General features: G+C 61.1%; 26 protein-coding genes. 8 read left to right on the forward strand and 18 right to left on the reverse strand.

The genetic code is table 11. The features are described 5' to 3' along the window. The first annotated feature begins 36 nt into the window (after window positions 1–36). Complete coding sequence (gene recR, locus ACM530_RS18505) at window positions 37–639, forward strand: recombination mediator RecR (protein WP_106576337.1); 603 nt, start codon at window positions 37–39, stop codon at window positions 637–639. A gap of 188 nt (window positions 640–827) precedes the next feature. After that, window positions 828–1,976 (forward strand): acyl-CoA dehydrogenase family protein, encoded by a 1,149-nt coding sequence (locus ACM530_RS18510; protein ID WP_416362858.1) that lies wholly within the window; start codon window positions 828–830, stop codon window positions 1,974–1,976. A 116-nt stretch (window positions 1,977–2,092) separates the two neighbouring features. Here ACM530_RS18510 and ACM530_RS18515 read toward each other — a convergent pair whose 3' ends face one another. Together ACM530_RS18515 and fnr are read right to left on the reverse strand one after the other, a co-directional pair. Beyond that, window positions 2,093–2,641: an adenine phosphoribosyltransferase gene (locus tag ACM530_RS18515; RefSeq protein WP_145159059.1), complete on the reverse strand. Its 549-nt coding sequence runs from the start codon at window positions 2,639–2,641 to the stop codon at window positions 2,093–2,095. A gap of 81 nt (window positions 2,642–2,722) precedes the next feature. After that, window positions 2,723–3,457 (reverse strand): fumarate/nitrate reduction transcriptional regulator Fnr, encoded by a 735-nt coding sequence (gene fnr / locus ACM530_RS18520; RefSeq protein WP_106576340.1) that lies wholly within the window; start codon window positions 3,455–3,457, stop codon window positions 2,723–2,725. 153 nt (window positions 3,458–3,610) lie between these two features. Here fnr and ACM530_RS18525 point away from each other — a divergent pair, with 153 nt between their 5' ends. Next, a complete protein-coding gene (locus ACM530_RS18525; protein ID WP_145159057.1) occupies window positions 3,611–4,081 on the forward strand; it encodes a hypothetical protein in 471 nt (156 codons plus the stop codon). Window positions 4,082–4,088: 7 nt separating this feature from the next. On the opposite strand, the gene hemN is transcribed toward ACM530_RS18525, so the two are convergent. From hemN to ccoN (ACM530_RS18595), 14 genes are all read right to left on the reverse strand, one after another. Next, window positions 4,089–5,471 (reverse strand): oxygen-independent coproporphyrinogen III oxidase, encoded by a 1,383-nt coding sequence (hemN, locus tag ACM530_RS18530; protein ID WP_369301334.1) that lies wholly within the window; start codon window positions 5,469–5,471, stop codon window positions 4,089–4,091. Between the two features lie 103 nt (window positions 5,472–5,574). After that, on the reverse strand, window positions 5,575–6,258 hold the full coding sequence (locus ACM530_RS18535; protein WP_416362859.1) for a sulfite exporter TauE/SafE family protein: 684 nt from the start codon (window positions 6,256–6,258) through the stop codon (window positions 5,575–5,577). Beyond that, entirely contained in the window at window positions 6,251–6,463 is a 213-nt protein-coding gene (gene ccoS, locus ACM530_RS18540) for a cbb3-type cytochrome oxidase assembly protein CcoS (RefSeq protein WP_017735332.1), read from the reverse strand. The genes ACM530_RS18535 and ccoS overlap by 8 nt, the downstream gene beginning before the upstream one ends. A 22-nt stretch (window positions 6,464–6,485) precedes the next feature. Continuing rightward, window positions 6,486–8,936, reverse strand: coding sequence for a heavy metal translocating P-type ATPase (locus tag ACM530_RS18545; protein ID WP_416362860.1), 2,451 nt, complete (start codon window positions 8,934–8,936; stop codon window positions 6,486–6,488). Window positions 8,937–9,038: 102 nt separating this feature from the next. After that, entirely contained in the window at window positions 9,039–9,578 is a 540-nt protein-coding gene (locus ACM530_RS18550) for a FixH family protein (RefSeq protein WP_106576345.1), read from the reverse strand. A gap of 15 nt (window positions 9,579–9,593) precedes the next feature. Then, window positions 9,594–11,009, reverse strand: coding sequence for a cytochrome c oxidase accessory protein CcoG (gene ccoG, locus ACM530_RS18555; RefSeq protein WP_416362861.1), 1,416 nt, complete (start codon window positions 11,007–11,009; stop codon window positions 9,594–9,596). Between the two features lie 337 nt (window positions 11,010–11,346). Then, window positions 11,347–12,324 carry a cytochrome-c oxidase, cbb3-type subunit III gene (gene ccoP / locus ACM530_RS18560; RefSeq protein WP_242195823.1) on the reverse strand — a complete coding sequence of 326 codons (978 nt, stop codon included), beginning with the start codon at window positions 12,322–12,324 and terminating at the stop codon, window positions 11,347–11,349. Then, window positions 12,321–12,506, reverse strand: coding sequence for a CcoQ/FixQ family Cbb3-type cytochrome c oxidase assembly chaperone (locus tag ACM530_RS18565; protein ID WP_003193169.1), 186 nt, complete (start codon window positions 12,504–12,506; stop codon window positions 12,321–12,323). The genes ccoP (ACM530_RS18560) and ACM530_RS18565 overlap by 4 nt, the downstream gene beginning before the upstream one ends. A gap of 5 nt (window positions 12,507–12,511) precedes the next feature. Further along, a complete protein-coding gene (ccoO, locus tag ACM530_RS18570) occupies window positions 12,512–13,120 on the reverse strand; it encodes a cytochrome-c oxidase, cbb3-type subunit II (protein WP_078738505.1) in 609 nt (202 codons plus the stop codon). Continuing rightward, window positions 13,120–14,562, reverse strand: a complete 1,443-nt coding sequence (gene ccoN / locus ACM530_RS18575; protein ID WP_106576348.1) for a cytochrome-c oxidase, cbb3-type subunit I — start codon at window positions 14,560–14,562, stop codon at window positions 13,120–13,122. Before ccoN (ACM530_RS18575) ends, ccoO (ACM530_RS18570) begins: the two co-directional genes overlap by 1 nt. 348 nt (window positions 14,563–14,910) lie before the next feature. After that, entirely contained in the window at window positions 14,911–15,858 is a 948-nt protein-coding gene (ccoP, locus tag ACM530_RS18580; RefSeq protein ID WP_404484166.1) for a cytochrome-c oxidase, cbb3-type subunit III, read from the reverse strand. Continuing rightward, window positions 15,855–16,055: a cbb3-type cytochrome oxidase subunit 3 gene (locus ACM530_RS18585; RefSeq protein ID WP_106576350.1), complete on the reverse strand. Its 201-nt coding sequence runs from the start codon at window positions 16,053–16,055 to the stop codon at window positions 15,855–15,857. The genes ccoP (ACM530_RS18580) and ACM530_RS18585 overlap by 4 nt, the downstream gene beginning before the upstream one ends. Before the next feature lie 3 nt (window positions 16,056–16,058). Continuing rightward, a complete protein-coding gene (gene ccoO / locus ACM530_RS18590) occupies window positions 16,059–16,667 on the reverse strand; it encodes a cytochrome-c oxidase, cbb3-type subunit II (RefSeq protein ID WP_065909614.1) in 609 nt (202 codons plus the stop codon). Between the two features lie 10 nt (window positions 16,668–16,677). Continuing rightward, entirely contained in the window at window positions 16,678–18,102 is a 1,425-nt protein-coding gene (gene ccoN, locus ACM530_RS18595; protein WP_242195813.1) for a cytochrome-c oxidase, cbb3-type subunit I, read from the reverse strand. Between the two features lie 79 nt (window positions 18,103–18,181). Here ccoN (ACM530_RS18595) and ACM530_RS18600 point away from each other — a divergent pair, with 79 nt between their 5' ends. Beyond that, window positions 18,182–18,874, forward strand: a complete 693-nt coding sequence (locus tag ACM530_RS18600) for an alpha/beta family hydrolase (protein WP_416362862.1) — start codon at window positions 18,182–18,184, stop codon at window positions 18,872–18,874. Between the two features lie 102 nt (window positions 18,875–18,976). On the opposite strand, the gene ACM530_RS18605 is transcribed toward ACM530_RS18600, so the two are convergent. After that, the gene (locus ACM530_RS18605) at window positions 18,977–20,542 is read right to left on the reverse strand and encodes a methyl-accepting chemotaxis protein (protein ID WP_145159037.1); all 1,566 of its coding nucleotides are present in this window, start codon (window positions 20,540–20,542) and stop codon (window positions 18,977–18,979) included. A gap of 74 nt (window positions 20,543–20,616) precedes the next feature. Then, on the reverse strand, window positions 20,617–21,408 hold the full coding sequence (locus tag ACM530_RS18610; RefSeq protein ID WP_416362863.1) for a lysostaphin resistance A-like protein: 792 nt from the start codon (window positions 21,406–21,408) through the stop codon (window positions 20,617–20,619). Between the two features lie 421 nt (window positions 21,409–21,829). On the opposite strand from ACM530_RS18610, the gene ACM530_RS18615 reads away from it, so the two are divergent. The 4 genes from ACM530_RS18615 (at window position 21,830) to rfbD (ending at window position 25,935) form a co-directional block, all read left to right on the forward strand. Continuing rightward, entirely contained in the window at window positions 21,830–22,690 is an 861-nt protein-coding gene (locus tag ACM530_RS18615; RefSeq protein WP_416362864.1) for a DMT family transporter, read from the forward strand. A gap of 302 nt (window positions 22,691–22,992) precedes the next feature. After that, window positions 22,993–23,967, forward strand: a complete 975-nt coding sequence (locus ACM530_RS18620; RefSeq protein ID WP_369301320.1) for a glycosyltransferase family 2 protein — start codon at window positions 22,993–22,995, stop codon at window positions 23,965–23,967. A gap of 4 nt (window positions 23,968–23,971) precedes the next feature. Beyond that, window positions 23,972–25,042 (forward strand): dTDP-glucose 4,6-dehydratase, encoded by a 1,071-nt coding sequence (gene rfbB / locus ACM530_RS18625; protein ID WP_416362865.1) that lies wholly within the window; start codon window positions 23,972–23,974, stop codon window positions 25,040–25,042. Further along, a complete protein-coding gene (gene rfbD / locus ACM530_RS18630; protein WP_416362866.1) occupies window positions 25,039–25,935 on the forward strand; it encodes a dTDP-4-dehydrorhamnose reductase in 897 nt (298 codons plus the stop codon). Before rfbB ends, rfbD begins: the two co-directional genes overlap by 4 nt.

Genomic DNA, 25,935 nt, shown 5'->3' on the forward strand with positions numbered 1-25,935 from the left:
AAACCGCGTCTCGTTGTTTTGTCGGACCATTCGCTCATGAGCTTCAGCCCCCTGATTCGCCAACTGATCGACGCCTTGCGCACCTTGCCGGGTGTCGGTCAGAAAACCGCCCAGCGTATGGCGCTGCAACTGCTGGAGCGTGATCGCAGCGGTGGCACCCGGTTGGCCCAGGCCTTGAGCCAGGCCATGACCGGTGTGGGCCACTGTCGTCAATGCCGCACTCTCACCGAAGAAGACCTTTGCCCGCAATGCGCCGACCTGCGTCGCGACGACACGCTGCTGTGCGTAGTGGAAGGGCCGATGGATGTGTACGCGGTGGAGCAGACCGGTTATCGCGGTCGCTACTTCGTGCTCAAGGGCCATTTGTCGCCGCTCGATGGCCTGGGGCCGGAAGCCATCGGCATTCCGCAACTGGTGGCGCGCATAGAAGAGCAGGGCACGTTCACCGAGGTGATCCTGGCGACCAACCCGACGGTGGAAGGCGAAGCCACCGCGCATTACATCGCCCAGCTGCTGACCAACAAAGGCTTGATCACTTCGCGCATCGCCCATGGCGTGCCGTTGGGCGGCGAGCTGGAATTGGTGGACGGCGGGACGCTGGCGCATTCGTTTGCAGGCCGCAAGCCGATCGCCCTCTAAGCCACACCGCTGTTCAAATGTGGGAGCTGGCTTGCCTGCGATGGCGTTGGATCAGAGACGTCGATGTCGCCTGACACTCCACCATCGCAGGCAAGCCAGCTCCCACAGTGGTTTTGTGGTGTAAGGGGGACCTTGAAAACCAAGCAAGCGCTTGGTAATTTCGCTCCACCCCACCGTGGAGCTTGCCGATGTTTGCCTATCAGGACTACTTCGACCCCAGCCACCAATTGGTTCGCGACAGCGTGCGCCGTTTTGTCGAGCGCGAGATGTTGCCGGGCATTGAGCAGTGGGAGGAAGCGCAAAGCTTTCCCCGTGAGCTGTACCTCAAGGCCGGCGCGGCGGGAATCCTTGGCATCGGTTACCCCGAAAGCCTGGGCGGCAGTCACGAAGGTGACCTGTTCGCCAAAGTCGCCGCCAGCGAAGAGCTGATGCGCTGCGGCTCCGGTGGTGTGGTGGCTGGCCTGGGTTCGCTGGATATCGGCCTGCCACCGATCGTCAAATGGGCGCGACCCGAGGTGCGCGAGCGCGTTGCGCCTCCGGTATTGGCCGGCGAGAAGATCAGCGCGCTGGCGGTTACCGAGCCGGGTGGCGGCTCCGATGTCGCCAACCTGCAAACCCGCGCCATCCGCGATGGCGAGCATTACCGCGTGAGCGGCAGCAAAACCTTTATCACCAGTGGCGTGCGTGCCGACTTCTACACGGTCGCGGTGCGCACCGGCGGGCCGGGCTTTGGCGGCATCAGCTTATTGCTCATCGAGAAAGACACGCCCGGTTTCACGGTCGGCCAGCCGCTGAAGAAAATGGGCTGGTGGGCATCGGACACGGCTGAGTTGTTTTTCGACGATTGCCGTGTGCCGGTGGGCAACCTGATCGGCGTCGAGAACATGGGCTTTGCCTGCATCATGGGCAACTTCCAGAGTGAGCGCCTGGCCCTGGCGCTGATGGCCAATATGACCGCGCAGCTTGCATTGGAGGAGAGTCTCAAATGGGCCGCCCAGCGCGAAGCGTTCGGCAAACCCATCGGCAAATTCCAGGTGCTCAAGCACCGGCTGGCGGAAATGGCCACGGCGGTGGAGGTTTCGCGGGAATTCACCTACCGCCAGGCGGCGAAGATGGCGGCCGGCAAAAGTGTGATCAAGGAGATTTCCATGGCCAAGAACCTGGCCACCGACACCGCCGACCGCGTGACTTATGACGCGGTGCAGATCCTTGGCGGCCAGGGTTACATGCGCGGCAATTTGGTGGAGCGGCTGTACCGCGACAATCGCATTCTGTCGATTGGCGGGGGCACGCGCGAGGTGATGAATGAAATCATCAGCAAGCAGATGGGGCTTTGATCTGCAGTGTTTTTGAGGGCCTCTTCGCGAGCAAGCCCGCTCCCACATTTTGATTTGTGAACACATTCAAATGTGGGAGCCGGGCTTGCCCGCGATGAGGCCCTGACAGACGCCTCTTAACGCTCGGTCAACGCAAACTGCGTCAGGCAAAACGTCGGAATGCCCATGTCTTGCAGGCGTTGCGAGCCGCCCAGTTCCGGCAGGTCGATAATCGCCGCCGCCTCGAAAATCCTCGCGCCCATGCGCCGCACCAGATTGGCTGCCGCGATCAGGGTGCCGCCGGTGGCGATCAGGTCATCGAACATCAGCACCGAGTCGCCTTCGCACAGGCTGTCTGCGTGCACTTCAAGAAACGCTTCGCCGTACTCGGTCTGATAACCCTCGGCCAGCACGTCAGCCGGCAGCTTGCCCTGTTTGCGGAACAGAATCAGCGGTTTGTTCAGTTGGTAGGCGATGATCGAGCCGATCAGAAAGCCGCGTGCATCCATTGCGCCGATGTGGGTGAAATCGGCCTCGACATAACGCTGGGCAAAGCTGTCGGCGACCAGGCGCAGGGCGCGGGGCGATTGGAACAGCGGGGTGATGTCACGAAAGATAACCCCAGGCTTGGGGAAGTCGATGACAGGGCGGATCAGGGATTTGATGTCGAACGAATCGAAGGTCATCGTCGAAGAGTCCTGGGAGCGGAAAACGGACTCGAAGTATACCTGCGGCCTCGCCGATTGGCGCGGCCGCAAGCGGCTGGATCAACCTTCCAGGGAGCCGCCGGCCAGCGCGCACAGCTGGATCGGATCGAGGATATGCACTTCCTTGCCTTCAGCGGCAATCAGCTCGTTTTGCTGGAAGCGCGTGAACACGCGGGACACGGTTTCCACCGCCAGGCCCAGGTAGTTGCCGATTTCATTGCGCGACATGCTCAGGCGGAACTGATTGGCCGAGAACCCACGGGCACGGAAACGCGCCGACAGGTTGACCAGAAACGTGGCGATTCGCTCGTCGGCGGTTTTCTTCGACAACAACAGCATCATCTGCTGGTCGTCGCGAATCTCGCGGCTCATCACACGCATCAATTGGCGACGCAGCTGCGGCAACTGCAGGGCCAGTTCATCCAGGCGTTCGAAGGGGATTTCGCACACCGATGTCGTCTCCAGCGCCTGGGCCGACACCGGGTGAATCTCGGTGTCCATGCCGGACAACCCGACCAGTTCGCTGGGCAGGTGGAACCCGGTGATCTGCTCTTCGCCGCTGTCGCTGAGGCTGAACGTCTTCAACGCGCCTGAACGCACTGCATAAACGGAATCGAATTTGTCGCCCTGGCGAAACAGAAACTCGCCCTTTTTCAGCGGGCGGCCGCGTTTAACGATTTCGTCCAGCGCTTCCATGTCTTCCAGATTCAACGAAAGTGGCAGGCAGAGGGGAGCCAGGCTGCAATCCTTGCAGTGAGCCTGGCTGTGAGCGCGCAGTTTGACTGGCTCGGACATTTCTTAAATCCTTGTGGGAAAACACACATAAGACGTAAGGGTAACGCACCGAGGGGGGATCAGACCAGCGTGTACAAAAAAGCAGCACGTGCATAAAGGTTTATGTATCGACGCCGATACATAGGTGAATCCCTATGAGCTGGAGCTCAGGTCATGTCGGTAATCCCTTTCAATAATCCTGTCATTACTACCAAGGCCCCTCAGGTTCTGACGGCCGCTGATGCGCTTGCGGGCAAGAAGGTCGATGACAAACCTGCGCCTCCACCCACGCCCGGCGAAGGTGTGGTGGTGAAGATATCCGGGGCAGGGCTCAAGGCTTCTCAAGCCGGTAGCAACCCTAACCAGGACATCGACGACAGCAACCTGAAAGACAACATCAAACAGCTGCTGAAAATGATCCGCGAACTCAGGAAACAGCTTGCCGAGAAGATGGCTCAGCTTTCAGCAGCCATGAATGACACGGCCCTGAGCCCGGAGGCACGCCAGGCGAAGGTCGCCGGTTTGCAGGGGGATATTGCTTCGATTCAGTCCGGGTTGATGACCGCCCAGGGGCAGCTGTCCAAATCGCTGAAAGATGAATCGCCTGAAGCTCAAATGGAAGCAATGACGCTGCTGTCGAAATAATTCACGCCTAGATCACCCGCGAGAATCGTTGCCTGTTCTGGTGCTCCAGGTAGGCATCGAACACCATGCACACCGAGCGCACCAGCAAGCGCCCGGCAGGCAATACGCGAATGCCCTGAGCATCAAGCTCGATCAGGCCATCGGCGGCCATCGTCTGCAGCTGCGGCCATAGCTCGTCGAAATAGCCGCGAAAATCGATGTTGAAGGCCTGTTCGATCTGCTCGAATTTCAGGCTGAAGGTGCAGATCAACTGCTGAATCACTTCGCGCCGCAACCGATCATCCGTGGTGCACACCAAGCCACGGCTGGTAGCCAGTTGCGCACCGGCCAGGGCGTTCTGATAGTGGTTGAGGTCACTGCTGTTCTGGCAGTACAGGTCGCCGATCTGGCTGATCGCCGACACGCCCAGCCCGATCAGGTCGCAATGCCCGTGGGTGGTGTAGCCCTGAAAGTTACGCTGCAACGTGCCTTCTTCCTGGGCGACGGCCAGTTCGTCATCCGGCAGCGCGAAGTGGTCCATGCCGATGTAGCGATAGCCCGCGCGGGTCAACTGCTCGATGGTGGTTTGCAGCATCAGCAGTTTTTCCGCCGGGGAGGGCAGGTCGTCGGTGTTGATCCGCCGTTGCGGCATGAAACGCTCCGGCAAATGCGCGTAGTTGAACACCGACAGGCGATCCGGTTGCAGGCTGATCACTTCCTCCACCGTGCGTGCGAAGTTGATCGGCGTTTGCTTGGGCAGCCCGTAGATCAAGTCGATATTGATCGAGCGAAACTGCAAGGTGCGCGCCGCATCGATCACGGCGCGGGTTTCTTCCAGGCTCTGCAGGCGGTTGACCGCACGCTGCACCTCGGGGTCGAGGTCTTGCAGGCCGATGCTCACACGGTTGAAACCCAGTTCACGCAGCAGGCCCATGGTCGCCCAGTCGGCTTCACGCGGGTCGATTTCAATGCCGTAGTCGCCAGAATCATCGTCGAGCAAATTGAAGTGCTGGCGCAGGCGTGCCATGACCTGGCGCAGTTCGTCGTGGCTCAGAAAGGTCGGTGTGCCGCCGCCAAAGTGCAACTGCTCGACCGGCTGTTTCGGGTCGAGGTGGCAGGCCACCAGTTGGATTTCCTGCTCCAGGCGTTGCAGGTAAGCCTGGGCGCGGCCACGGTCCTTGGTGATGACCTTGTTGCAGGCGCAGTAGTAGCAAATGTTCGCGCAGAACGGCACATGCACATACAGCGACAGGGGGCGCACGGCCTTGCGGCTGTCGCGCAGGGCGTGGAGCAGGTCGAAAGTGCCGACCTGGCTGTCGAATTGTACGGCGGTGGGGTAGGACGTGTAGCGCGGCCCCGCCAAGTCGTAGCGGTGAATCAGATCTGTGTCCCAACGAATGGCGTCGAGCATGCGGGCGGTCCCCCGGATTGGCTAGTGGGCCGAGTCTAGGGGCGCGCCGGGCAGGGCATGTTGATTTGCATCAACGGGGAGCGGCGCTATGCCACATGGCGATTTAATTGCCCATTAGCCAGTGTTGGTGCGGACCGGGCAAGGTCCACAGGCCAAACAGAATCACCAGCAAGCCTCCAGCCACACGCACGCTGCGTTTGCGCAGCACGGCTGTGACGCGTTCAGCGGCCAGCCCGGTCGCCAGCAACACCGGCCAGGTGCCGAGCCCGAACGCCAGCATCAGCAACGCACTGTCCGCCGCATTGCCCTGGCTCGCCGCCCACAGCAACGTGCTGTAGACCAGGCCGCACGGCAGCCAGCCCCACAGCGCGCCCAACAGCAACGCGCGCGGCAGGCTGGACACCGGCAGCAAACGGTTGGCGACGGGCTGTATATAGCGCCACAAGCCGCGACCTAGGCTTTCGATGCGCGTAAGGCCGCTCCACCAACCGGCCAGGTACAGGCCCATGCTGATCAGCAATAAACCGGCAAGCACACGCATGAACATCGCCGCCGGGCTGTTGGCCACCGCCCAGCCGGCCAGGCCGATCAATAAGCCGGCGGCGGCATAGCTGAGGATGCGCCCCAGGTTGTACGCCAGCAGCAGGCGAAAGCGCCGACTGCGTTGCTCTTTGGGGATCGCCAGGGTCAGTGCGCCCATCAGCCCGCCGCACATGCCCAGGCAATGGCCGCCGCCCAGCAGGCCAAGGATCAGCGCGGAGACCAGCAGCGGCGCCAGTTCAAGCATGGGGCGGATCTTTGGGCGGTTGCTCAGGCCCGTTGGCTTCGTCGACAGCCGCCAAGTGGTTCGGGTCCTGGTCATCGAACAGCACGCTGTGGGCCGGGCCGTCGAGGTCGTCGTACTGGCCGCTGTCCACTGCCCAGAAGAAGATGTAGATGGCGACGCCGACTAACAGCAGCGCCGCTGGAATCATCACGTATAGAGCTGGCATCTGCACTCCATGCCCACGCGGCTCAGGCCGGCAGCGGGCGGGTTACTAAGGGGGCGCTTGCAGTCGGCGCGCTCGGCAGGCGAGTCAGGCGCAAGGCGTTGAGCACCACAGTCAACGAGCTGAGGGACATGCCGATCGCCGCCCAGATCGGCGTGATCCAGCCGAGCGCGGCAAACGGCAGCATAAGGCCATTGTACAGCCCGGCCCACAGCAGGTTTTCGAGGATTACCCGACGGGTGAGCCGCGCGAGGGTAAAGGCCTGCACCAGCGCGTCGAGACGATTGGACAACAGCACGGCATCGGCGCTGGTTTTTGCCAGGTCCGTGGCCGAGCCCATTGCCACACTGATATCGGCAGCGGCGAGCACTGGCACATCGTTGACGCCATCGCCAAGCATCAGCACCTTGCGGCCTTCCTTGTGCAACTGTTGCAGCACCTGCAGTTTGTCGTCGGGGCGCAGGCCGCCGTGGGCTTCGTCGATGCCCAGTTCGCAGGCGACGCTGGCCACCATCGGCGAGCTGTCACCGGACAGCAGCAACGTGCGCCAACCGCGCGCTTTGCATGCCGCCAACAGGGCCGGCGCGTCGCTGCGCAGACGGTCATCCAGCACGAACCAGGCGAGTGCGCCGTCACGATCACCCAGCAGCAGCCACTGGCCCGCGTCGTCCGGCGAGGCGGGAGTTGGGCAACCGCTCAATTGGCAGACAAACCCCGGTTGGCCGATACGCAGTCGGCGCTCACCCACACGGCCTTCCAGGCCCAGGCCGGGGAAACTCAGGACTTCTTCGGCGGCCAGCGGCGCACGGCCAAAAGCCCGCGCAATCGGGTGTTCGGAGCGGTTTTCCAGGGCGGCGGCGAGGCTCAGGCAATCATCGCTGTTCAGCGCGCCCAAGGGATGGGTCGCACGTAACGCCAGGCGGCCTTCGGTGAGGGTGCCGGTCTTGTCGAAAATCACCGTGTCGATCTGGTTCAGGCCTTCCAGCACATGCCCGCGAGTCAGTAACAGCCCAAGTTTATGCAGCGTACCCGTGGCGGCGGTGAGGGCGGTTGGCGTGGCCAAAGAGAGCGCGCACGGGCAGGTCGCCACCAGCATCGCCAACACAATCCAGAACGCCCGCGAGGCGTCCAGTTCCCACCACAGCAGGCCGATCAACGCCGCGGCGATCAGCGAGCACAGCAGAAACCATTGCGCGGCACGGTCGGCGATTTGCGCCAGGCGCGGTTTTTCGGCCTGGGCACGCTCCAGCAGGCGCACGATGGCGGACAGGCGCGTGTCATGGCCCAGGGCGCGGACTTCAACGGTCAGCGCACCTTCGACGTTGAGTGTGCCGGCAGTCACCACATCGCCCACGTGGCGTGGCTGCGGCAGGTATTCGCCGGTGAGCAGGGCTTCATCGATGCTTGACTGGCCGTCGAGGATGACGCCGTCTGCCGGCAGCACCGCGCCGGGGTGTACCAGCACGCGGTCACCCACGGCCAATTCGCTGAGCAGAATGCGTTCGCTCTGGCCGTCAGCTTTCAGGCGCAGGCACGAGGCGGGCAACAGGTTGACCAGTTGAGCGGTGGCGGCGGCCGTACGTTCCCGCGCTCGGCGCTCCAGGTAACGGCCGGCCAGCAGGAACAGCGCGAACATGCCCACCGCGTCGAAATACAGCTCGCCGACGCCGGTGATGGCGGTCCAGATGCCGGCCAGATACGCGCCGCCAATCGCCAGGGACACCGACACGTCCATCGTCAGGTGGCGCGTGCGCAGGTCGCGCAGCGCACCTTTGAAGAAGGGCGCGCAGCTGTAGAACACGATGGGCGTGGTCAGAAACATCGCCACCCAGCGCAGGATCACGTGCAGCTCCGGGCTCAGGTCGATATTGAATTCGGGCCAAGTGGCCATGGTTGCCATCATCGCCTGGAACCACAGCAACCCCGCCACCCCCAATTGGCGCAAGGCCAGACGGTTTTCGCCGGCCAGCTGCTCGGCGGCGCGATCAGCCTGATAAGGGTGGGCGGCGTAGCCGATATGGCGCAGCTCGCTGAGCAGCTGGCTCAGCGGCAATTGCGCGTCGGCCCAGCGCACGTGCAGGCGGTGGTTGGACAGGTTCAGCCGCGCCTCGGCCACCGCAGGCAGGCTGCGCAGGTGTTTTTCGATCAGCCAGCCACAGGCCGCGCAGCTGATGCCTTCCATCAACAGGGTGGTTTCGGCGAGGTCACCGTCATGGCGCACAAAGGGTTTTTGCACGTCGGCGCGGTCGTACAGGGCCAACTCGTCCACCAGTTGCACCGGCAGCGCTTCGGGGTTGGCCGAGGCATCGCTGCGGTGCTGGTAATAGCTTTCCAGCCCGCCGGCCACAATGGCTTCGGCCACCGCCTGACAGCCCGGGCAGCACAGTTCGCGGCGCTCGCCAAGGATCACGGCGGTGAACCGGCTACCGGACGGGACGGGCAGGGCGCAGTGGTAGCAGGGGGTTGGGGTGCTCATGGGTTTAGATCTTAGTCGGCTGGGAGGGCCTCATCGCGGGCAAGCCCGGCTCCCACAGCAATGGGGAGCCGGTTTGCCCGCGATGCGCGAAGCGCAGGCTTATTACTTCTTCAGGTCTTCAGCGCCCTGCAACGGCTCATCACCCAGCAGCAAGTCCTTGTCGTGGCTGACCTGTTCTTCTTCGAACAGGCGCCAGGTCCTGTCGCCCTCGACGCCGAGCAATTCCACAAAGCGTCGGCCTTCGACCTTGTCGGTGACCTGGCCAATGTAGCGGCCCGGTTCACTGTCGCTGCGCGCCAGATTGATCTTGCGATCCTTCTCCGGCTGGGTCGGAGAAATCAGGTTCAGTTCCAGGGTGGTCGGGTTGCTGTTGCCGGTCAGGTGCAGGTCGACTTCACCGGTCAGTTCGTCCAGGTGCACTGCGGCGCGCAGTTGCAGGGTCTGGGCCAGCAGTTCGCGGTCCAGGGAACGGTTGATGCCTTTGCCGGCCTCGTAGTAGTTGTCGTTGACCAGGTTGTCCGGGTTCTTCACCGCAATGGTCACCATGGACAAGGTCAAGGTCACCGAACAGGTCAGGATCCCAATGATGATCCACGGCCAGAGGTGCTTGTACCAAGGGCTTGCGGCAGTAGCTGCGGGCATTGTCGTGCTCTCTAGTTAACGAACTTGTGGGCCGATGAATCGGCTCTTGGCTTCAATGTGGACGCTGTCGTCATCGGCATCCTTGAGGATGAAGGTCACCTCGTTGGTGCTCGACGGCAGTTGCTCGGGTGCGCTCGACAACTCGACCGGCAGGCTGAGGATTTCCCCGGCCGCCACTTTGATCTCGCGTCGACCCTGCAGCTTGAGGTCCGGCAGGCCCGAGGCGTCGAGCACGTAGGTGTGGTCGCGCTGGTCCTTGTTCATGATCTTCAGGCTGTAGACGTTTTCGATGCGGCCTTCGGCGTTTTCACGGAACAGCACACGGTCTTTGCTGACGTCGAAACCGACCAGCGAGCGCATGAAAAATGCACCGACCAACAGGCTGATCATTGCCAGCAATACCAGCGCGTAACCGATCAGGCGCGGGCGCAATTTATGGGTTTTCTGCCCCGACAGGTTGTGCTCGGTGGTGTAGCTGATCAGGCCGCGCGGGTACTCCATTTTGTCCATGATGTTGTCGCACGCGTCGATACACGCAGCGCAGCCGATGCACTCGATCTGCAGGCCGTCGCGGATGTCGATACCGGTGGGGCACACCTGCACGCACATCGTGCAATCGATGCAGTCGCCCAGGCCCTGGGCCTTGTAGTCGGTGCCTTTTTTACGCGGGCCACGCACTTCGCCACGGCGTGGGTCGTAGGAAACGATCAGGGTGTCCTTGTCGAACATCACGCTTTGAAAACGCGCGTACGGGCACATGTAGATGCACACCTGTTCGCGCAGCCAGCCGGCATTGCCATAGGTGGCCAGGGTGAAAAAGCCGACCCAGAAGTACGACCAGCCATCGGCCTGACCGGTGAAGAAGTCGAACACCAGCTCGCGGATCGGCGAGAAGTAGCCAACGAACGTCATACCGGTGACAAAGCCGATCGACAGCCACAGCGTGTGCTTGCTGAATTTGCGCAGGAACTTGTTGGCGCCCATCGGCGCCTTGTCGAGCTTGATGCGCTGGTTGCGGTCGCCTTCGGTGACCTTTTCACACCACATGAAGATCCAGGTCCACACGCTTTGCGGGCAGGTATAGCCACACCACACGCGACCGGCGTACACGGTGATAAAGAACAGGCCAAAGGCGGCCACGATCAGAATGCCCGACAGCAGAATGAAATCCTGGGGCCAGAAGGTCGCGCCAAAAATGAAGAATTTACGCTCCGGCAAGTTCCACCAAACCGCCTGATGCCCGCCCCAGTTCAGCCACACGGTGCCGAAGTACAGCAGGAACAAAACGGCGCCGCCGAGCATACGCAAGTTGCGGAACAAGCCGGTGAAGGCGCGGGTGTAGATTTTCTCTCGCGACGCATACAGGTCGACGGACTGACTGGCGTTTTTGGCAGGCGGGGTAACGTCATGTACCGGTATTTGGTTGCTCATCATTGCATCCCACGGCGGTGGAGATTTGCCTCGGCCAGTACGTGCCAACCGGGGTCAAAAATAGGCTCTTGCAGTGGCGTAATGATACGCCTGCGGCAGTGCTGCACGGGTGCGACCTTTGGTCGCGTTGGGGGAAATCAATTGATGGTGTAAGTGATCTGGATCAATTGACTTGTGAAGTATGGTCGGTTTTGGCTGTGTTGCAGATTTGCAGGCAGTCGAATGCGCTCCAAATGTGCGAGGGGGCTTGCCCCCGATTGCGGCATGTCAGTTGATCAACTGTCACTGAGGCACCGCTATCGGGGCCAAGCCCCCTCCCACCGTTTGCTTTTGTGTCTTACTGCTCTTCAGCCGGCTTGTCGCCATGGGACAGGCTGTAAACATAGGCCGCCAGCAAGTGCACCTTGTCGTTGCCTTGCAGCAACTCCTGCGCTGGCATCTGGCCCTGACGGCCATAACGAATGGTCTGCTGCAGCTGCGCGAAGCTCGAACCGTAGATGAATGCACCCGGGTGCGTCAGGTCCGGCGCGCCCATCGCCGGCGTGCCTTTACCGGCAGGACCGTGGCAGGCCACGCAGTTGGCGGCGAAGAGTTTCGCGCCATTGGCCACATCGGCCTTGGCGCCTTCCGGCAGTTTGCGACCGTCGAGGTTGGTCACCACAAAGCCCGCCACGTCAGCCACGCCTTGCTCGCCAATGACTTCGGCCCACGCCGGCATCACCGCGTGGCGGCCTTTCATGATGGTTTCCTTGATGGTCGCCGGCTCGCCGCCCCAGCGCCAATCGGCGTCGGTCAGGTTGGGAAAACCGTAGGCGCCCTTGGCGTCGGAACCGTGGCACACCGAGCAGTTGGAGGCGAACAGGCGGCCGCCCATCTTCAAGGCTTGCGGGTCCTTGGCAACCTCTTCAATCGGCATCGCAGCGAATTTGGCGAAGATCGGGCCGAACTTGGCCTCCGACCTGGCCATTTCCTTTTCCCATTCGTGCACGCCGGTCCAGCCGGTCTGGCCGTTGGCGAAGGGGGTTTGCTTGTCGTTGTCGAGGTAGTTGTAGCCCGGCAGCAGGCCTTTCCAATTGCCAAGCCCTGGGTACAACGCCAGGTAGCCGAGCGCGAAGATGATGGTGCCGACGAACAGCATGAACCACCATTTGGGCAGCGGGTTGTCGTATTCCTCGATGCCATCGAACGAGTGGCCGACGGTCTCGTCCGTCTGCTCGGTGCGCTGGCCCTTGCGGGTCGACAGCAGCAGCCAGGTCAGGGCGAAGATGGTACCCAGACTGAGGACTGTGACGTACAGACTCCAGAACGTAGTCATTCTTTGTTACTCCTAGACGCTTGCTCGACGTGCTTGATGGCTTCGGGGTCATCCGCAAAAGGCAACATGGTTGCGTCGTCAAACTCCGACTTGCGCCTGGGGCTGAACACCCACAGCGCCAGGCCGATAAAGGCCACCATCACCACAACGGTGCCCAGGCCACGAATCATCCCGATATCCATGCAGATCACCGTTTGCTTTTGATGATGGTGCCAAGGCCTTGCAGGTAGGCCACCAGTGCGTCCATTTCGGTCTTGCCCTTGACGGCTGCGGCTGCACCGGCGATGTCTTCATCGGTGTAGGGCACGCCCAGGGTGCGCAAGACTTCCATCTTCTTCGCGGTGTCCTTGCCGTCGAGCTTGTTTTCCACGAGGAACGGGTAGGCCGGCATTTTCGACTCCGGCACCACGTTGCGCGGGTTATACAAGTGCGCGCGGTGCCAGTCGTCCGAGTAACGTGCGCCGACGCGGGCCAGGTCCGGGCCGGTGCGCTTGGAACCCCACAGGAACGGGTGGTCCCACACGCTTTCACCGGCCACCGAGTAGTGGCCGTAGCGCTCGGTTTCGGCGCGGAACGGGCGGATCATCTGCGAGTGGCAGCCCACGCAACCGTTGGCGATGTAGACGTCGCGGCCTTCCAGTTCAAGCGCGGTGCGCGGCTTCATGCCTTCGACCGGCTTGTTGGTCACGTCCTGGAAAAACAGTGGAACGATCTGGGTCAGGCCGCCGATACTCACGGCGATGACCATGAAGAAGGCCAGCAGGCCGATATTCTTCTCGACTACTTCATGCTTCATCAGTGAGCTCCCACAACGGCGATCTTGGCGGCGGCTTCAGCCTCTACAGGGTCGGAGGCACGCACGGTGCGCCAGACGTTGTAGGCCATCAACAGCATGCCGCTGGCAAAGAACGCACCGCCCAGGGCGCGGACGATGTAGCCCGGATGGCTGGCTTGCAGCGCTTCGACGAAGGAGTAGGTGAGCGTGCCGTCATCGTTGATCGCACGCCACATCAGGCCCTGGGTGATGCCGTTGACCCACATCGAGGCGATGTAGAGCACGGTGCCGATGGTGGCCAGCCAGAAGTGCGCGTTGATCAGCCCGACGCTGTGCATCTGCGCACGGCCGAACAGTTTGGGGATCATGTGGTACAGCGCGCCGATGGAGATCATCGCCACCCAGCCCAACGCGCCGGCGTGGACGTGGCCGATGGTCCAGTCGGTGTAGTGGGACAGCGAGTTGACGGTCTTGATCGCCATCATCGGCCCTTCGAAGGTCGACATGCCGTAGAACGCCAGCGACACCACCAAAAAGCGCAGGATCGGGTCGGTGCGCAATTTATGCCAGGCGCCCGACAGGGTCATCATGCCGTTGATCATGCCGCCCCAGCTGGGGGCCAGCAGGATGATCGACATCGCCATGCCCAGCGACTGCGCCCAATCCGGCAGCGCGGTGTAGTGCAAGTGGTGCGGGCCGGCCCAGATGTACAGGGTGATCAGCGCCCAGAAGTGCACGATGGACAGGCGATACGAGTAGATCGGACGCTCGGCCTGTTTGGGCACGAAGTAATACATCATCCCCAGGAAGCCGGTGGTGAGGAAGAACCCCACCGCGTTGTGGCCGTACCACCATTGGATCATCGCGTCCGTCGCCCCGGCGTAGGCCGAGTAGGACTTGAACCAGCTCACCGGCAAGGACGCGTGGTTGACGATGTGCAGCATCGCCGTGACCAGGATGAAGGCACCGTAGAACCAGTTACCCACATAAATGTGCTTGGTCTTGCGCTTGACGATGGTGCCGAAGAACACCACGGCGTAGGTCACCCAGACGATGGCCAGCAAAATGGCGATCGGCCATTCCAGCTCGGCGTATTCCTTGGTGGTGGTGTAGCCCAGCGGCAGGGTGATGATGGCGCCGAGGATCACGGCTTGCCAGCCCCAGAAGGTGAAGGCGGCGAGGCCGTCGGAGATCAGTCGCGTCTGGCAGGTTCGCTGCACGACATAGTAGGAGGTGGCAAACAATGCACATCCGCCGAAGGCGAAAATCACCAGGTTGGTGTGCAGCGGGCGCAGGCGGCCGAAGGTCGTCCATGGCAAACCGAAATTCAATTCCGGCCAAACCAGTTGCGAGGCGATGAACACCCCGAGCCCCATGCCAAGGATCCCCCAGACCACCGTCATGATGGCGAACTGGCGGACTACCTTATAGTTATAAGCAGTCGGACTGATTGCTGTGCTCATTCTAAGGTTCCACGGTTTAGGTTTTTTTATAGTTGAAATCGGCCGCAAGTATGGACAAACCGAGGGGCCATTGCAACGCAATGGCTGACCTGTATCAATGCGTTCCGGGCCAGATTCTGCGCCCTTTCCATGTTTGGCGTAAGGACAAAATCAGAAATCGAAAGCTGATCGAGTGGACAGGAATTTTTTCAGGTCGCAACGGCAGTCGCCTGATACGCCAAAACCGGTCACTGTTGGGCAAGCGTAGACCCGAATGGCAGCAGGGGAAAGTTGGGGTGGGCAGGGGTGCGACACTTGGTCGCTGAGGGGGGCAGGGCTGCCGCCCCAGGTTGGGGCGGCAGTCTACGGTTACTCGGTTGGGCTTTCTGGCGTTGCGCCATCAGCGTTATGGGACAAGCTGTACACATAGGCCGCGAGCAGGTGCACTTTGTCATTGCCTTGCAGCACGTCCTGCGCTGGCATCTGGCCCTGGCGGCCGTGGCGAATGGTCTGCTGCAGTTGCGCCAGGCTGGTGCCGTAGATGAAACCGGCAGGCTCGGTCAGGTTCGGCGCGCCCATGGCTTCCATGCCGTGGCCTTGTGGGCCGTGGCAGGCGACGCAGGTGGTATTGAAGGCGGCTTGACCGGCCGCCAGATCGGCGGTGCTGTCGGCGGGTAATGGCAGCTTGGCCAGGTCGTGACGCACAAAGGCGGCGACGTTCTTCACACCCTCTTCGCCCAATATTTCACCCCAGGCCGGCATTGCCGCGTGGCGACCATTCAGGATGGTCGTCTTGATCGCTTCCGCCGAACCGCCCCAGCGCCAGAGGTTGTCCGCCAGGTTCGGGAAGCCATACGCGCCCTTGGCATCCGAGCCGTGGCACACCGCGCAGTTGGAGGCAAAGAGGCGGCCGCCCATTTTCAGCGCCTGTGGGTCCTTGGCGACTTCTTCCACCGGCATGGCCGCGAATTTGGCGAAGATCGGCCCGAACCTGGCGTCGGCCTTGGCCATTTCCTTGTCCCATTCCTTGGTCTGGGTCCAGCCGCCTTCATAGCCCGGCAACACGCCTTTCCAGTTACCCAGGCCCGGGTAGAGGATCAGGTAGCCGACCGCAAACACTAGGGTGCCGGCGAACAGCATGAACCACCACTGCGGCAGCGGGTTGTCGTATTCCTCGATGCCATCGAAGGCGTGGCCCATGGTCTGGTCGACGCTGCCCTTGGTTTCGCCCTTGCGGGTGCCGATCAATAGCCAGGTCAGGCCGATCAGGCTGCCGAGGGTCAATACGCAGATCCATGTACTCCAGAAGGTCGTCATGGGCGAGTGCTCCTTGTTGCAGGCTCTTCTTGAGCGTCGGATGGAGTAGGTTCATCGGCAAACGGCAGCAGGCGGGCCTGCTCGAATTCCGCGTTGCGCCGGTTGTTGAACACCCACAGCGACAGGCCGATAAAAGCGATGGCGACCACCAGCGTGCCAAGGCCGCGGATGGTGCCCGCGTCAAATTCAAATCCCATGGCTCACCTCTTGCTCTTGATGGCAGTGCCGAGCACTTGCAGGTACGCAACCAGCGCGTCCATCTCGGTCTTGCCCTTGAGGCTGGCGACGGCGCCACTGATGTCGTCGTCGGTGTAGGGCACGCCGAGGGTGCGCATCACTTTCAACTTGGTTTCGGTGTGGCTGCTGTCGACCGGCGCGGTGACTAGCCATGGGTAGGCCGGCATTTTTGACTCCGGCACCACGTTGCGCGGGTTGTACAGGTGCGCGCGGTGCCAGTCGTCCGAGTAGCGCGCGCCGACGCGGGCCAGGTCCGGCCCGGTGCGCTTGGAGCCCCACAGGAACGGGTGGTCCCACACGCTTTCGCCCGCCACCGAGTAGTGGCCGTAGCGCTCGGTTTCGGCACGGAACGGGCGGATCATCTGCGAGTGGCACTGCACGCAGCCTTCGCGAATGTAAATGTCGCGCCCTTCCAGTTGCAGCGCGGTATAGGGCTTCATGCCTTCGACCGGCTTGTTGGTCACGTCCTGAAAGAACAGCGGGACGATCTGGGTCAGGCCGCCGATGCTCACGGCCAGCACCATCAGCAGCATCAGCAGGCCGACGTTCTTTTCAATCGTTTCGTGTTTCATCACTGACTCCTCAGGCCATTTGCGCGACAGGGGCGGCTTCGGCAGGTTGCGCCGAGCGCACGGTGCGCCACGTGTTGTAAGCCATCAGGAACATGCCGCTGAGGAACACTGCACCGCCCACCAGTCGCACGATGTAGCCAGGGTGACTGGCCACCAGGGTTTCGACGAAGGAGTAAGTCAAGGTGCCGTCTTCGTTGACCGCACGCCACATCAGGCCCTGGGCGATGCCGTTGACCCACATCGAGGCGATGTAGAGCACGGTGCCGATGGTGGCCAGCCAGAAGTGCGCGTTGATCAGGCCGAGGCTGTACATCTGCTCGCGGCCGAACACTTTGGGGATCATGTGGTACAGCGCGCCGATGGAAATCATCGCCACCCAGCCCAGCGCGCCGGCGTGTACGTGGCCGATGGTCCAGTCGGTGTAGTGGGAGAGGGCGTTGACCGTCTTGATGGCCATCATCGGCCCTTCGAAGGTCGACATGCCGTAGAACGCCAGCGACACCACCAAAAAGCGCAGGATCGGGTCGCTGCGCAACTTATGCCAGGCGCCCGACAGCGTCATCATGCCGTTGATCATGCCGCCCCAGCTCGGGGCCAGCAGTACCAGCGACATCACCATGCCCAGTGACTGCGCCCAATCCGGCAGCGCGGTGTAGTGCAAGTGGTGCGGGCCGGCCCAGATGTACAGGGTGATCAGCGCCCAGAAGTGCACGATGGACAAGCGATACGAATATACCGGGCGCTCGGCTTGCTTGGGCACGAAGTAATACATCATCCCGAGGAAACCGGCGGTGAGGAAAAAGCCAACCGCGTTATGCCCATACCACCACTGCACCATGGCATCCGTCGCACCGCCGTAGAGGGAGTAGGACTTGGTCAGGCTGACCGGGATTTCCAGGTTGTTGACGATGTGCAGGATGGCCACGGTGATGATGAACGCACCGAAGAACCAGTTGCCGACGTAGATGTGCTTGGTGTTGCGCTTCATGATCGTGCCGAAGAACACGATGGCGTAGGCCACCCAGACGATGGTGATCAGAATGTCGATCGGCCATTCCAGCTCGGCGTATTCCTTGGAGCTGGTGTAGCCCAGCGGCAAGCTGATCGCGGCCAATAGAATCACGAGCTGCCAGCCCCAGAAGCAGAACGCGGCGATTTTCGGCGCGAACAGCTGTGTCTGGCAGGTGCGTTGTACCGAGTAGAAGGAGCTGGCGAACAGCGCGCAGCCGCCGAAGGCAAAGATCACCGCGTTGGTGTGCAGCGGGCGCAAGCGGCCGAAGCTGGTCCAGGGCAAATCGAAGTTGAGTGCAGGCCAAACCAATTGGGCGGCGAGAAAAACCCCGAGCCCCATGCCGACGATGCCCCACACCACCGTCATAATGGTGAATTGGCGGACCACCTTGTAGTTATAGGCGGTACTTAAAGTAGTGTTCATGGTTCCCCATCCACGGTTCAACCCAAGCCAATGCGGCACTTGGGCTGGAGTTATAGGCAGACTAAAAAGCGAGGCAAGCATGGGCAAAGAGCACAAGGCCAGTATTGACGGGGATCAATGGGCGCAGTGTGTGCGCGAGCACGGCTGGTTGTGGGATGCGGCGACAGGCACCAGCGCGCGTGCGCCGGTGACGCTGATCCTGGCCCACGGTGCCGGTGCGCCCATGGACTCGGGGTTTATGAACGACATGGCTGCACGCCTTGCCGGGCATGGCGTGAACGTGTTGCGCTTTGAATTCCCTTATATGGCCCAGCGCCGCTTGGACGGCGGCAAACGTCCGCCGAATCCGGCGCCGAAGCTATTGCAGGCCTGGCGCGAGGTGTATGCCGAGGTGCGACGCCATGTCGCTGGACAGTTGGCCGTTGGCGGCAAGTCCATGGGCGGCCGGATGGCCAGTTTGCTGGCGGATGAGTTGGGGGCAGGCGGGTTGGTGTGCCTGGGTTATCCATTTTATGCAGTGGGCAAGCCGGAGAAACCACGCACTGAGCATCTGGCCGGTCTGAAGACGCCGACGTTGATTGTGCAGGGTGAGCGCGATGCGCTGGGCAATCGGGCGGCGGTGCAGGGGTATGCGTTGTCGCCGAGCATCGAAGTGATGTGGCTGGTGGCGGGGGATCATGATTTGAAGCCGTTGAAGGCTTCGGGGTTTAGCCATGAGCAGCATTTGGAGGCTGCGGCGGTGAAAGTGGCCGAGTTTCTCGGCGGCCTTTAGGGCCTCATCGCAGGCAAGCCAGCTCCCACATTTGACTGTATTCACAAATAGAAATGTGTGAACCCAATCCAATGTGGGAGCGGGCTTGCCCGCGATAGCGGTTTACCGGTTAAAGCGCTCCACCAGCGAATACTGGGTATTCGCCGTATGCGTCAGCTCTTCACTCAACTGCGCCGAGTTCATCGCCTGCTCCGAGGTCTGATCCGCCAACAGCGCAATCGTGCTGATATTGCGGCTGATCTCTTCGGCCACGGCGCTTTGCTCTTCGGTGGCGGCGGCAATCTGCGTGGTCATGTCGGTGATGTTGGCCACCGCTTCACTGATGCCCACCAGCGCCTGATCCGCCTCCATCACGCGTGCCACACCTTCTTCGGCCTGGCGATGCCCGGCGTCCATGGTTTGCACGGCGGCAGCGGCGGTCTGCTGCAGTTTGGCGATCAGGGCATGGATCTGCCCGGTGGACTCGGCGGTACGCTGCGCCAGTTGACGGACTTCGTCAGCCACCACTGCAAAGCCACGGCCCATTTCGCCGGCACGGGCCGCTTCGATGGCGGCGTTCAATGCCAGCAGGTTGGTCTGGTCGGCGATGCCTTTGATCACGTCCACCACGCCGCCGATTTCATCACTGTCCTTGGCCAGCTGGGTGACGGTTACACCGGTTTCACCCACGGCGACCGACAGGCGCTGGATCGCTTCGCGGGTTTCCCCGGCGATGTCGCGACCGCGACCGGTCAGGCGATTGGCTTCCTGGGTAGCGTCCGCCGTGCGCTGCACGTGGCTGGCCACTTCCTGGGTCGTTGCTGCCATCTGGTTGACGGCGGTGGCGACCTGCTCGGTTTCCACGCGCTGGCGTTCCAGGCCGCTGGAGCTGTTGTGCGCCAGGGTGTTGGACTGCGCGGCCTGGTCGTTGAGGTGCTCGGCCGTATCCTGCAAGCGAGTAAGGCACGTTTTCAGACGCGCTTCCTGGCTGAGAATCGACATCTCCAGCCGCGCTTGTGCGCCACGGCTGTCGGTGTACATCTGCGCGATCAGCGGGTCGGACGTGGTCTGCTCCGCCAGGCGCAGCAAACGCTTGAGGCCGCGCTGCTGCCAGCTCAGGCCCAGCAGGCCCAGCGGCACCGACAGCCCCGCCGCCAGGGCAAAGCCCCAGTGGGAGTTGAGCGACGCACCGATCATGAAGCTGAGCTGGCTGATCAGGATAAATGGCAGCCAGTCTTGCAACACCGGCAGCCACTTGTCGCGCTGAGGTACGGCTGACTTGCCCTGGTTGATGCGTTGATAGAGCGCTTCGGCGCGGCGAATCTGCTCGGCGGTGGGCTTGATGCGCACCGATTCGTAGCCGATCACCTGGTTGCCATCGAAAACCGGCGTTACATAGGCGTTAACCCAGTAGTGATCGCCGGTCTTGCAGCGGTTCTTGACGATGCCCATCCATGGCAAGCCTTGTTTGAGCGTGGACCACATGTGCGCGAACACGGCCGACGGCACATCCGGGTGACGCACCAGGTTGTGCGGGGCACGGATCAATTCGTCACGGGTGAACCCACTGATTTCGACGAACGCGTCGTTGCAGTAGGTGATCACACCTTTGGCGTCTGTGGTGGAGATCAACCGTTGCTGAGCGGGGAAGGTACGTTCGCGCTGTGTAACGGGTTGGTTATTACGCATGATTGTTCAATCCGCAAGGCTTTGATGGGTTGTCGGCCGTTGCAGGCATTTATTTAACTTATTTTTTGCAACAATCAGCCTGCCAGCATCGGGTAGGTGAACAACCCGAAGTGAAGCAGATTCAAGCCAAAGTGCGTGGCAATCGCGGCGCCCAACCCGCCGAAGCGATACGCCAGGCCATAGCCGATGCCTGCAATACTCGCCAGCAGCACCCAATGCCAGCCCGCGCCGAGGTGCACCAGGCCGAATAATAGCGAGGCCAGCAGCAGTGCCAGGTTTTCACCGTAGGGCAGGTGTTTGAAGCGTTGACTCAGGCCGCCCTGGATATAGCCACGAAACAACGCCTCTTCCACCAGCGTCACCAGCAGCAGGTTGTTCAGGACCCACAGCCACGCCTGTTCCGGCCATTTGGGTGCCCAGTCGATCATCCCCAGCAATGTGGCGCCGCCCAGCGCAGCGACCGCCGTGAGGGTCAGTGCCAGGGCCGCGACGCAGATCGACAGGCGCAGCGTGCGACGTGCCACGATCCATGGGCAGGCCAGCAACAGCCAGAAGCCAATCAGCGGTTTGTCCTGGTTCAGGTACATCGAAAACGGTACCGAGTCAGGCGTAAAGCGCTGCGGCGCGATACCGCGGCCGTTGTAGAAGCCCGGCAGCCAGTGCATCGCCAGACCCAGGGCCAGGACGATGAACAGGCCATGGCCGAGGTAGCGCGCCCAAGGGCTGCGTTGCTGGCGCACGGCGTACCCGGCGATCAGCAGCATGGCCACCGACACGGCCGCCAGCGCGTCCAGTTGCCCGTAGGTCAGGGCCAGTCCGTAGCCAATCGAAAGAAGCACCAGGTACAGCCAGGGCAAAGCGAACATGTGAAATCCTTGGAAAAAACTGGCCGGCATTATAGCGACCGGCTTTCTGCGTCGGCATGAAAACTCTTCCACGCACGGCGCGTGGGTGAAGTGATTGCAAAACAGGAAGGCGGCTGGTTATAGTCGGCGCGTCGTTATCCCTTCAAAAAAGATCAGCACATGCCTGCTTCCCAGCGCATAGCGGTAGTCGATTCAGCGGTCAGCGCTGTGGTCGTGCCGTGCGGGAAGAAACAGCCTGCGCAGATCAGTCACTACCCCCCACCTGTCAGTAGCACGCCGGTGTACGCAGTCGTATCACCGCCGGGTGTCGGCATTTCGGGCTGATCAGCGAATCGCTGTTCCCCTTTGCCTGCCTGAAAAAAACCTATTGAGTTTCAGCTTTGGCTGAATCGGCTTTTTTGCCTGATTACAGGTGGTATCCATGTCTGTTTTTTCGAAACAATCCGTGGCCGCGGCGGCCTCGACGAGCCTGTTTGTTCTGTTGTGGAGCAGCGGGGCGATTTTCTCCAAGTTGGGCCTGGCCCATGCTTCGCCTTTTGCCTTTCTGCTGATTCGCTTCGCCATCGCCCTGGTGGGGCTGGTGGTTCTGGTGCCGGTCCTCAGGTTGAAACTGCCACGCCCCGGCAAGCCCATGCTGTATGCGGCGGCGACGGGGCTGGTGCTGTTAGGCGCGTATCAGATTTTCTATCTGCTGGCGCTGGACCTTAAAGTCACTCCCGGCGTGATGGCCACCATCATGGGGGTGCAGCCGATACTCACGGTGGTGCTGGTGGAGCGCCAGCGTTCCTGGCGCCGGCTGTTTGGCCTGGGCCTGGGATTGGCGGGGTTGATCATGGTGGTCTACCAGGGCATCGGTCTGTCCGGCATGTCGATGGCGGGCATGCTCTATGGCCTGTTGGCACTGGCGAGCATGACGCTTGGCTCGATCATGCAGAAGCGCATCACCGATAACCCGTTGGGTACGCTGCCGGTGCAATACCTCGCCGGGTTGCTGCTGTGCTCGGTATTCGTGCCGTTCCAGCCGTTCCATTTTGAACACAGCGCCAGCTTTTACCTGCCGGTGGTGTGGATGGGGTTGGTGGTGTCGTTGCTGGCGACCCTGTTGCTGTACCGGCTTATCGCGCGGGGCAACCTGGTGAATGTCACCAGTCTGTTCTACTTGGTGCCGGCGGTGACAGCGGTGATGGATTACCTGATTTTTGGCAATCGGCTGGCGCTGTTGAGCGTGTTGGGGATGGGGTTGATCATTGTTGGCTTGGGGTTTGTGTTTCGTAAAAGCTGAGTGCGTGGCGAGCCGTTGAGTCAATGCTGACTGGAGCACGCGCAAGAAGGTGCTCCAGTCAAAGCATTGTTTATTGTGTTACGCGCAAGATTCAGAGTCTGCGCCATACTCGCGCTATTAAGGGCAAACGCTCAGATAGTGGCCCGATGCCGCATTGCAGAGCGCTCAGCACACTCATGTTAGCCGACCGCTGGCATTCAGTACGATTGTGCTTACAGAGTAATGCTGTAATAATTCCGACCTTATTGTGGCCTATATCCTACGTATTTATAGGGTATGCAGTTTGCTCGCAAAGGGATGTTGTGTCTATTTTCGCATCGCGCAGTCTATCCAATGTCCAACCGCACGACGTTTGCTTAGCAAAGGTTGCGGTTTTGATGTGCTCGTACAATGGTGAGGCGTTCCTTAGGGACCAACTCGACTCCATTGAGCGACAGAGCCATCGCAACTGGTCATTAGTCGTTTCCGATGACGGCTCTCGAGATGGTACGCCAGCGATTCTCCAAGACTATGCTCAGCGTTGGGGGCGCGACCGTCTGAAGGTTGTGGCAGGCCCCGGAAGAGGGTTTGTTGCCAATTTTCTCTCGTTAACCTGCCGTCCTGACGTCGTTGCGGATTATTTCGCCTGGTGTGATCAGGACGATATCTGGAACGACGATAAGCTGGCGGTGGCGCAGTCCTGGTTGCAGACCATTCCTGAGCACATCCCTGCTCTATACTGTGGCCGTACTCAGTTAGTCAGTGAGTCTGGTGCAAAGCTTGGCTTTTCTCCGCTTTTCCCACGCCCTCCGCACTTCTCAAACGCGCTCGTTCAAAGTATTGCGGGTGGCAACACGATGGTTTTTAATCGCGCTGCACGTGAATTGATCATCGAGGCGGGTTTGAACGTCAAGGTTCCCTCTCACGACTGGTGGATTTACCAGCTTGTGACTGGGGCGGGCGGCGCCGTGCACTATGATCACGAGCCGAGAATGTTGTACCGCCAGCACGATGAAAACCTCATTGGCAGCAACTCCAGTTGGGCCGCTCGCGTCGTACGGCTGAAAATGATTTTCCAGGGACGCTTCTTCGAATGGAACGAACAGAACATCTGTGCCCTCGAAGCGATGTCCCACCGTCTTTGCGAAGAGCAACGACTGACTCTTATGCGTTTCAAGCATGCGCGCAGGCAAACGTTACTTAGACGAGTGTTGGGGTTCCGGTCGGCCGGTTTGTATCGGCAGACTTTAATGGGGAACCTCGGGCTAATTCTTGCAACACTACTGAAAAAGATCTGACTCAATGACTATCTTAGTAACCGGCGGTGCTGGCTTTATCGGTGCAAACTTTGTATTGGACTGGGTAGCCCAGGCGGATGAGCCGGTCATTAATCTGGATAAGCTGACGTATGCCGGCAACCTGGAGAACCTCAGCTCGCTGGAAGGCAACAAGCGCCACGTATTCGTACAGGGCGACATCGCAGATACCCAGCTGGTCCAGCGTTTGCTCGCTGAACATCAGCCGCGCGCTATCCTGAACTTCGCCGCTGAGTCGCACGTAGACCGTTCTATCCATGGCCCGGAAGACTTCATCGAGACTAACGTCGTCGGTACCTTCCGCCTGTTGGAGGCGGTGCGTGCCTACTGGAAAGCGCTGGACGCCGATGCTCAGCAATCCTTCCGTTTCCTGCATGTGTCGACTGACGAAGTCTACGGCTCCTTGGCCAAGGACGATCCTGCGTTCACCGAACACCATCAGTACGAGCCTAACAGCCCGTACTCGGCCAGTAAGGCGGCCAGCGACCATTTGGTGCGTGCCTACCATCACACCTACGGCTTGCCGGTACTGACCACCAACTGTTCGAACAACTACGGGCCGTACCATTTCCCGGAAAAACTGATTCCGTTGATGATCGTTAACGCGTTGGCAGGCAAGGCACTGCCGGTGTATGGCGACGGTCAGCAGATTCGTGACTGGCTGTACGTAAAAGACCACTGCAGTGCTATCCGTCGTGTGCTGGAAGCCGGCACCGTGGGCGAGGTCTACAACGTCGGCGGCTGGAACGAGAAGCCAAATCTGGACATCGTCCACACCGTGTGCGCCCTGCTCGATGAGCTGCGCCCTCAGGCGAATGGCACGCCGTACAGCGACCAGATTGCATACGTCACCGATCGCCCTGGCCATGACCGCCGTTACGCCATCGACGCGCGCAAACTGGAGCGCGAGTTGGGGTGGAAGCCGGCCGAAACCTTCGAGACCGGCATCCGCAAGACCGTGGAGTGGTACCTGGATAACCAGGATTGGGTCAGCAATATCCAATCGGGCGCTTACCGCGAGTGGGTAGAAAAGAACTACGCCGAGCGTTCCGCATGAAGATCCTTCTACTTGGCAAAAATGGCCAAGTGGGGTGGGAGTTGCAACGCAGTTTGGCCCCGCTGGGCCAATTGCTTGCGCTCGACTCGAAAAGCCAGGACTACTGCGGTGATCTGAACGACCTGCAAGGGTTGGCGGCCACCTTGCAGCGCTTTGCGCCTGACGTCATCGTCAATGCGGCGGCCTATACGGCCGTCGACAAAGCCGAAAGCGAGCCGGACCAGGCCCTGCGTGTGAATGCGCAGGCCCCGGCAGTGCTGGCGGCAGAGGCGCAGAAGCTCAATGCCCTGTTGGTTCACTACTCCACTGACTACGTGTTCGCCGGTGATGGCCAGACGCCTTGGCAGGAAAGCGACCCGGTTGGGCCGCTGAGCGTTTACGGCGCGACCAAACTCCAGGGCGAGCAAGCGATCCAGGCCAGCGGCTGCGCGCATCTGATCCTGCGCACCAGCTGGGTCTATGCAGCGCGAGGTAATAACTTCGCCAAGACCATGCTGCGTCTGGCGCAAGAGCGCGACAGCCTTAACGTGATCGACGACCAGTTTGGTACGCCCACCGGGGCGGATCTGTTGGCCGACGTTACCGCACATGCCATCCGCACAATGCATTCGAACCCCCAACTGAGTGGGGTTTATCACCTTGCGGCAGCTGGCGAGACCACATGGTATCGTTATGCCCGCTTCGTGCTTGAACACGCTCAGGCTGCCGGTGTGCACCTCAAGGTTGCCCCGGACGCCGTGGGTGCGCTGACTACGGCCGCTTACCCAACACCGGCCAAGCGCCCCGGCAACTCCCGACTCAACACCCAAAAACTGCAGAATGCCTTCTCATTGCGCTTGCCTGAATGGCAAGACGGTGTGGCACGGATGCTCATAGAAACACTAGAGAAATGA

It is taken from the genome of Pseudomonas sp. NFX183 (assembly GCF_047943075.1).
Taxonomy (GTDB): Bacteria; Pseudomonadota; Gammaproteobacteria; order Pseudomonadales; family Pseudomonadaceae; genus Aquipseudomonas.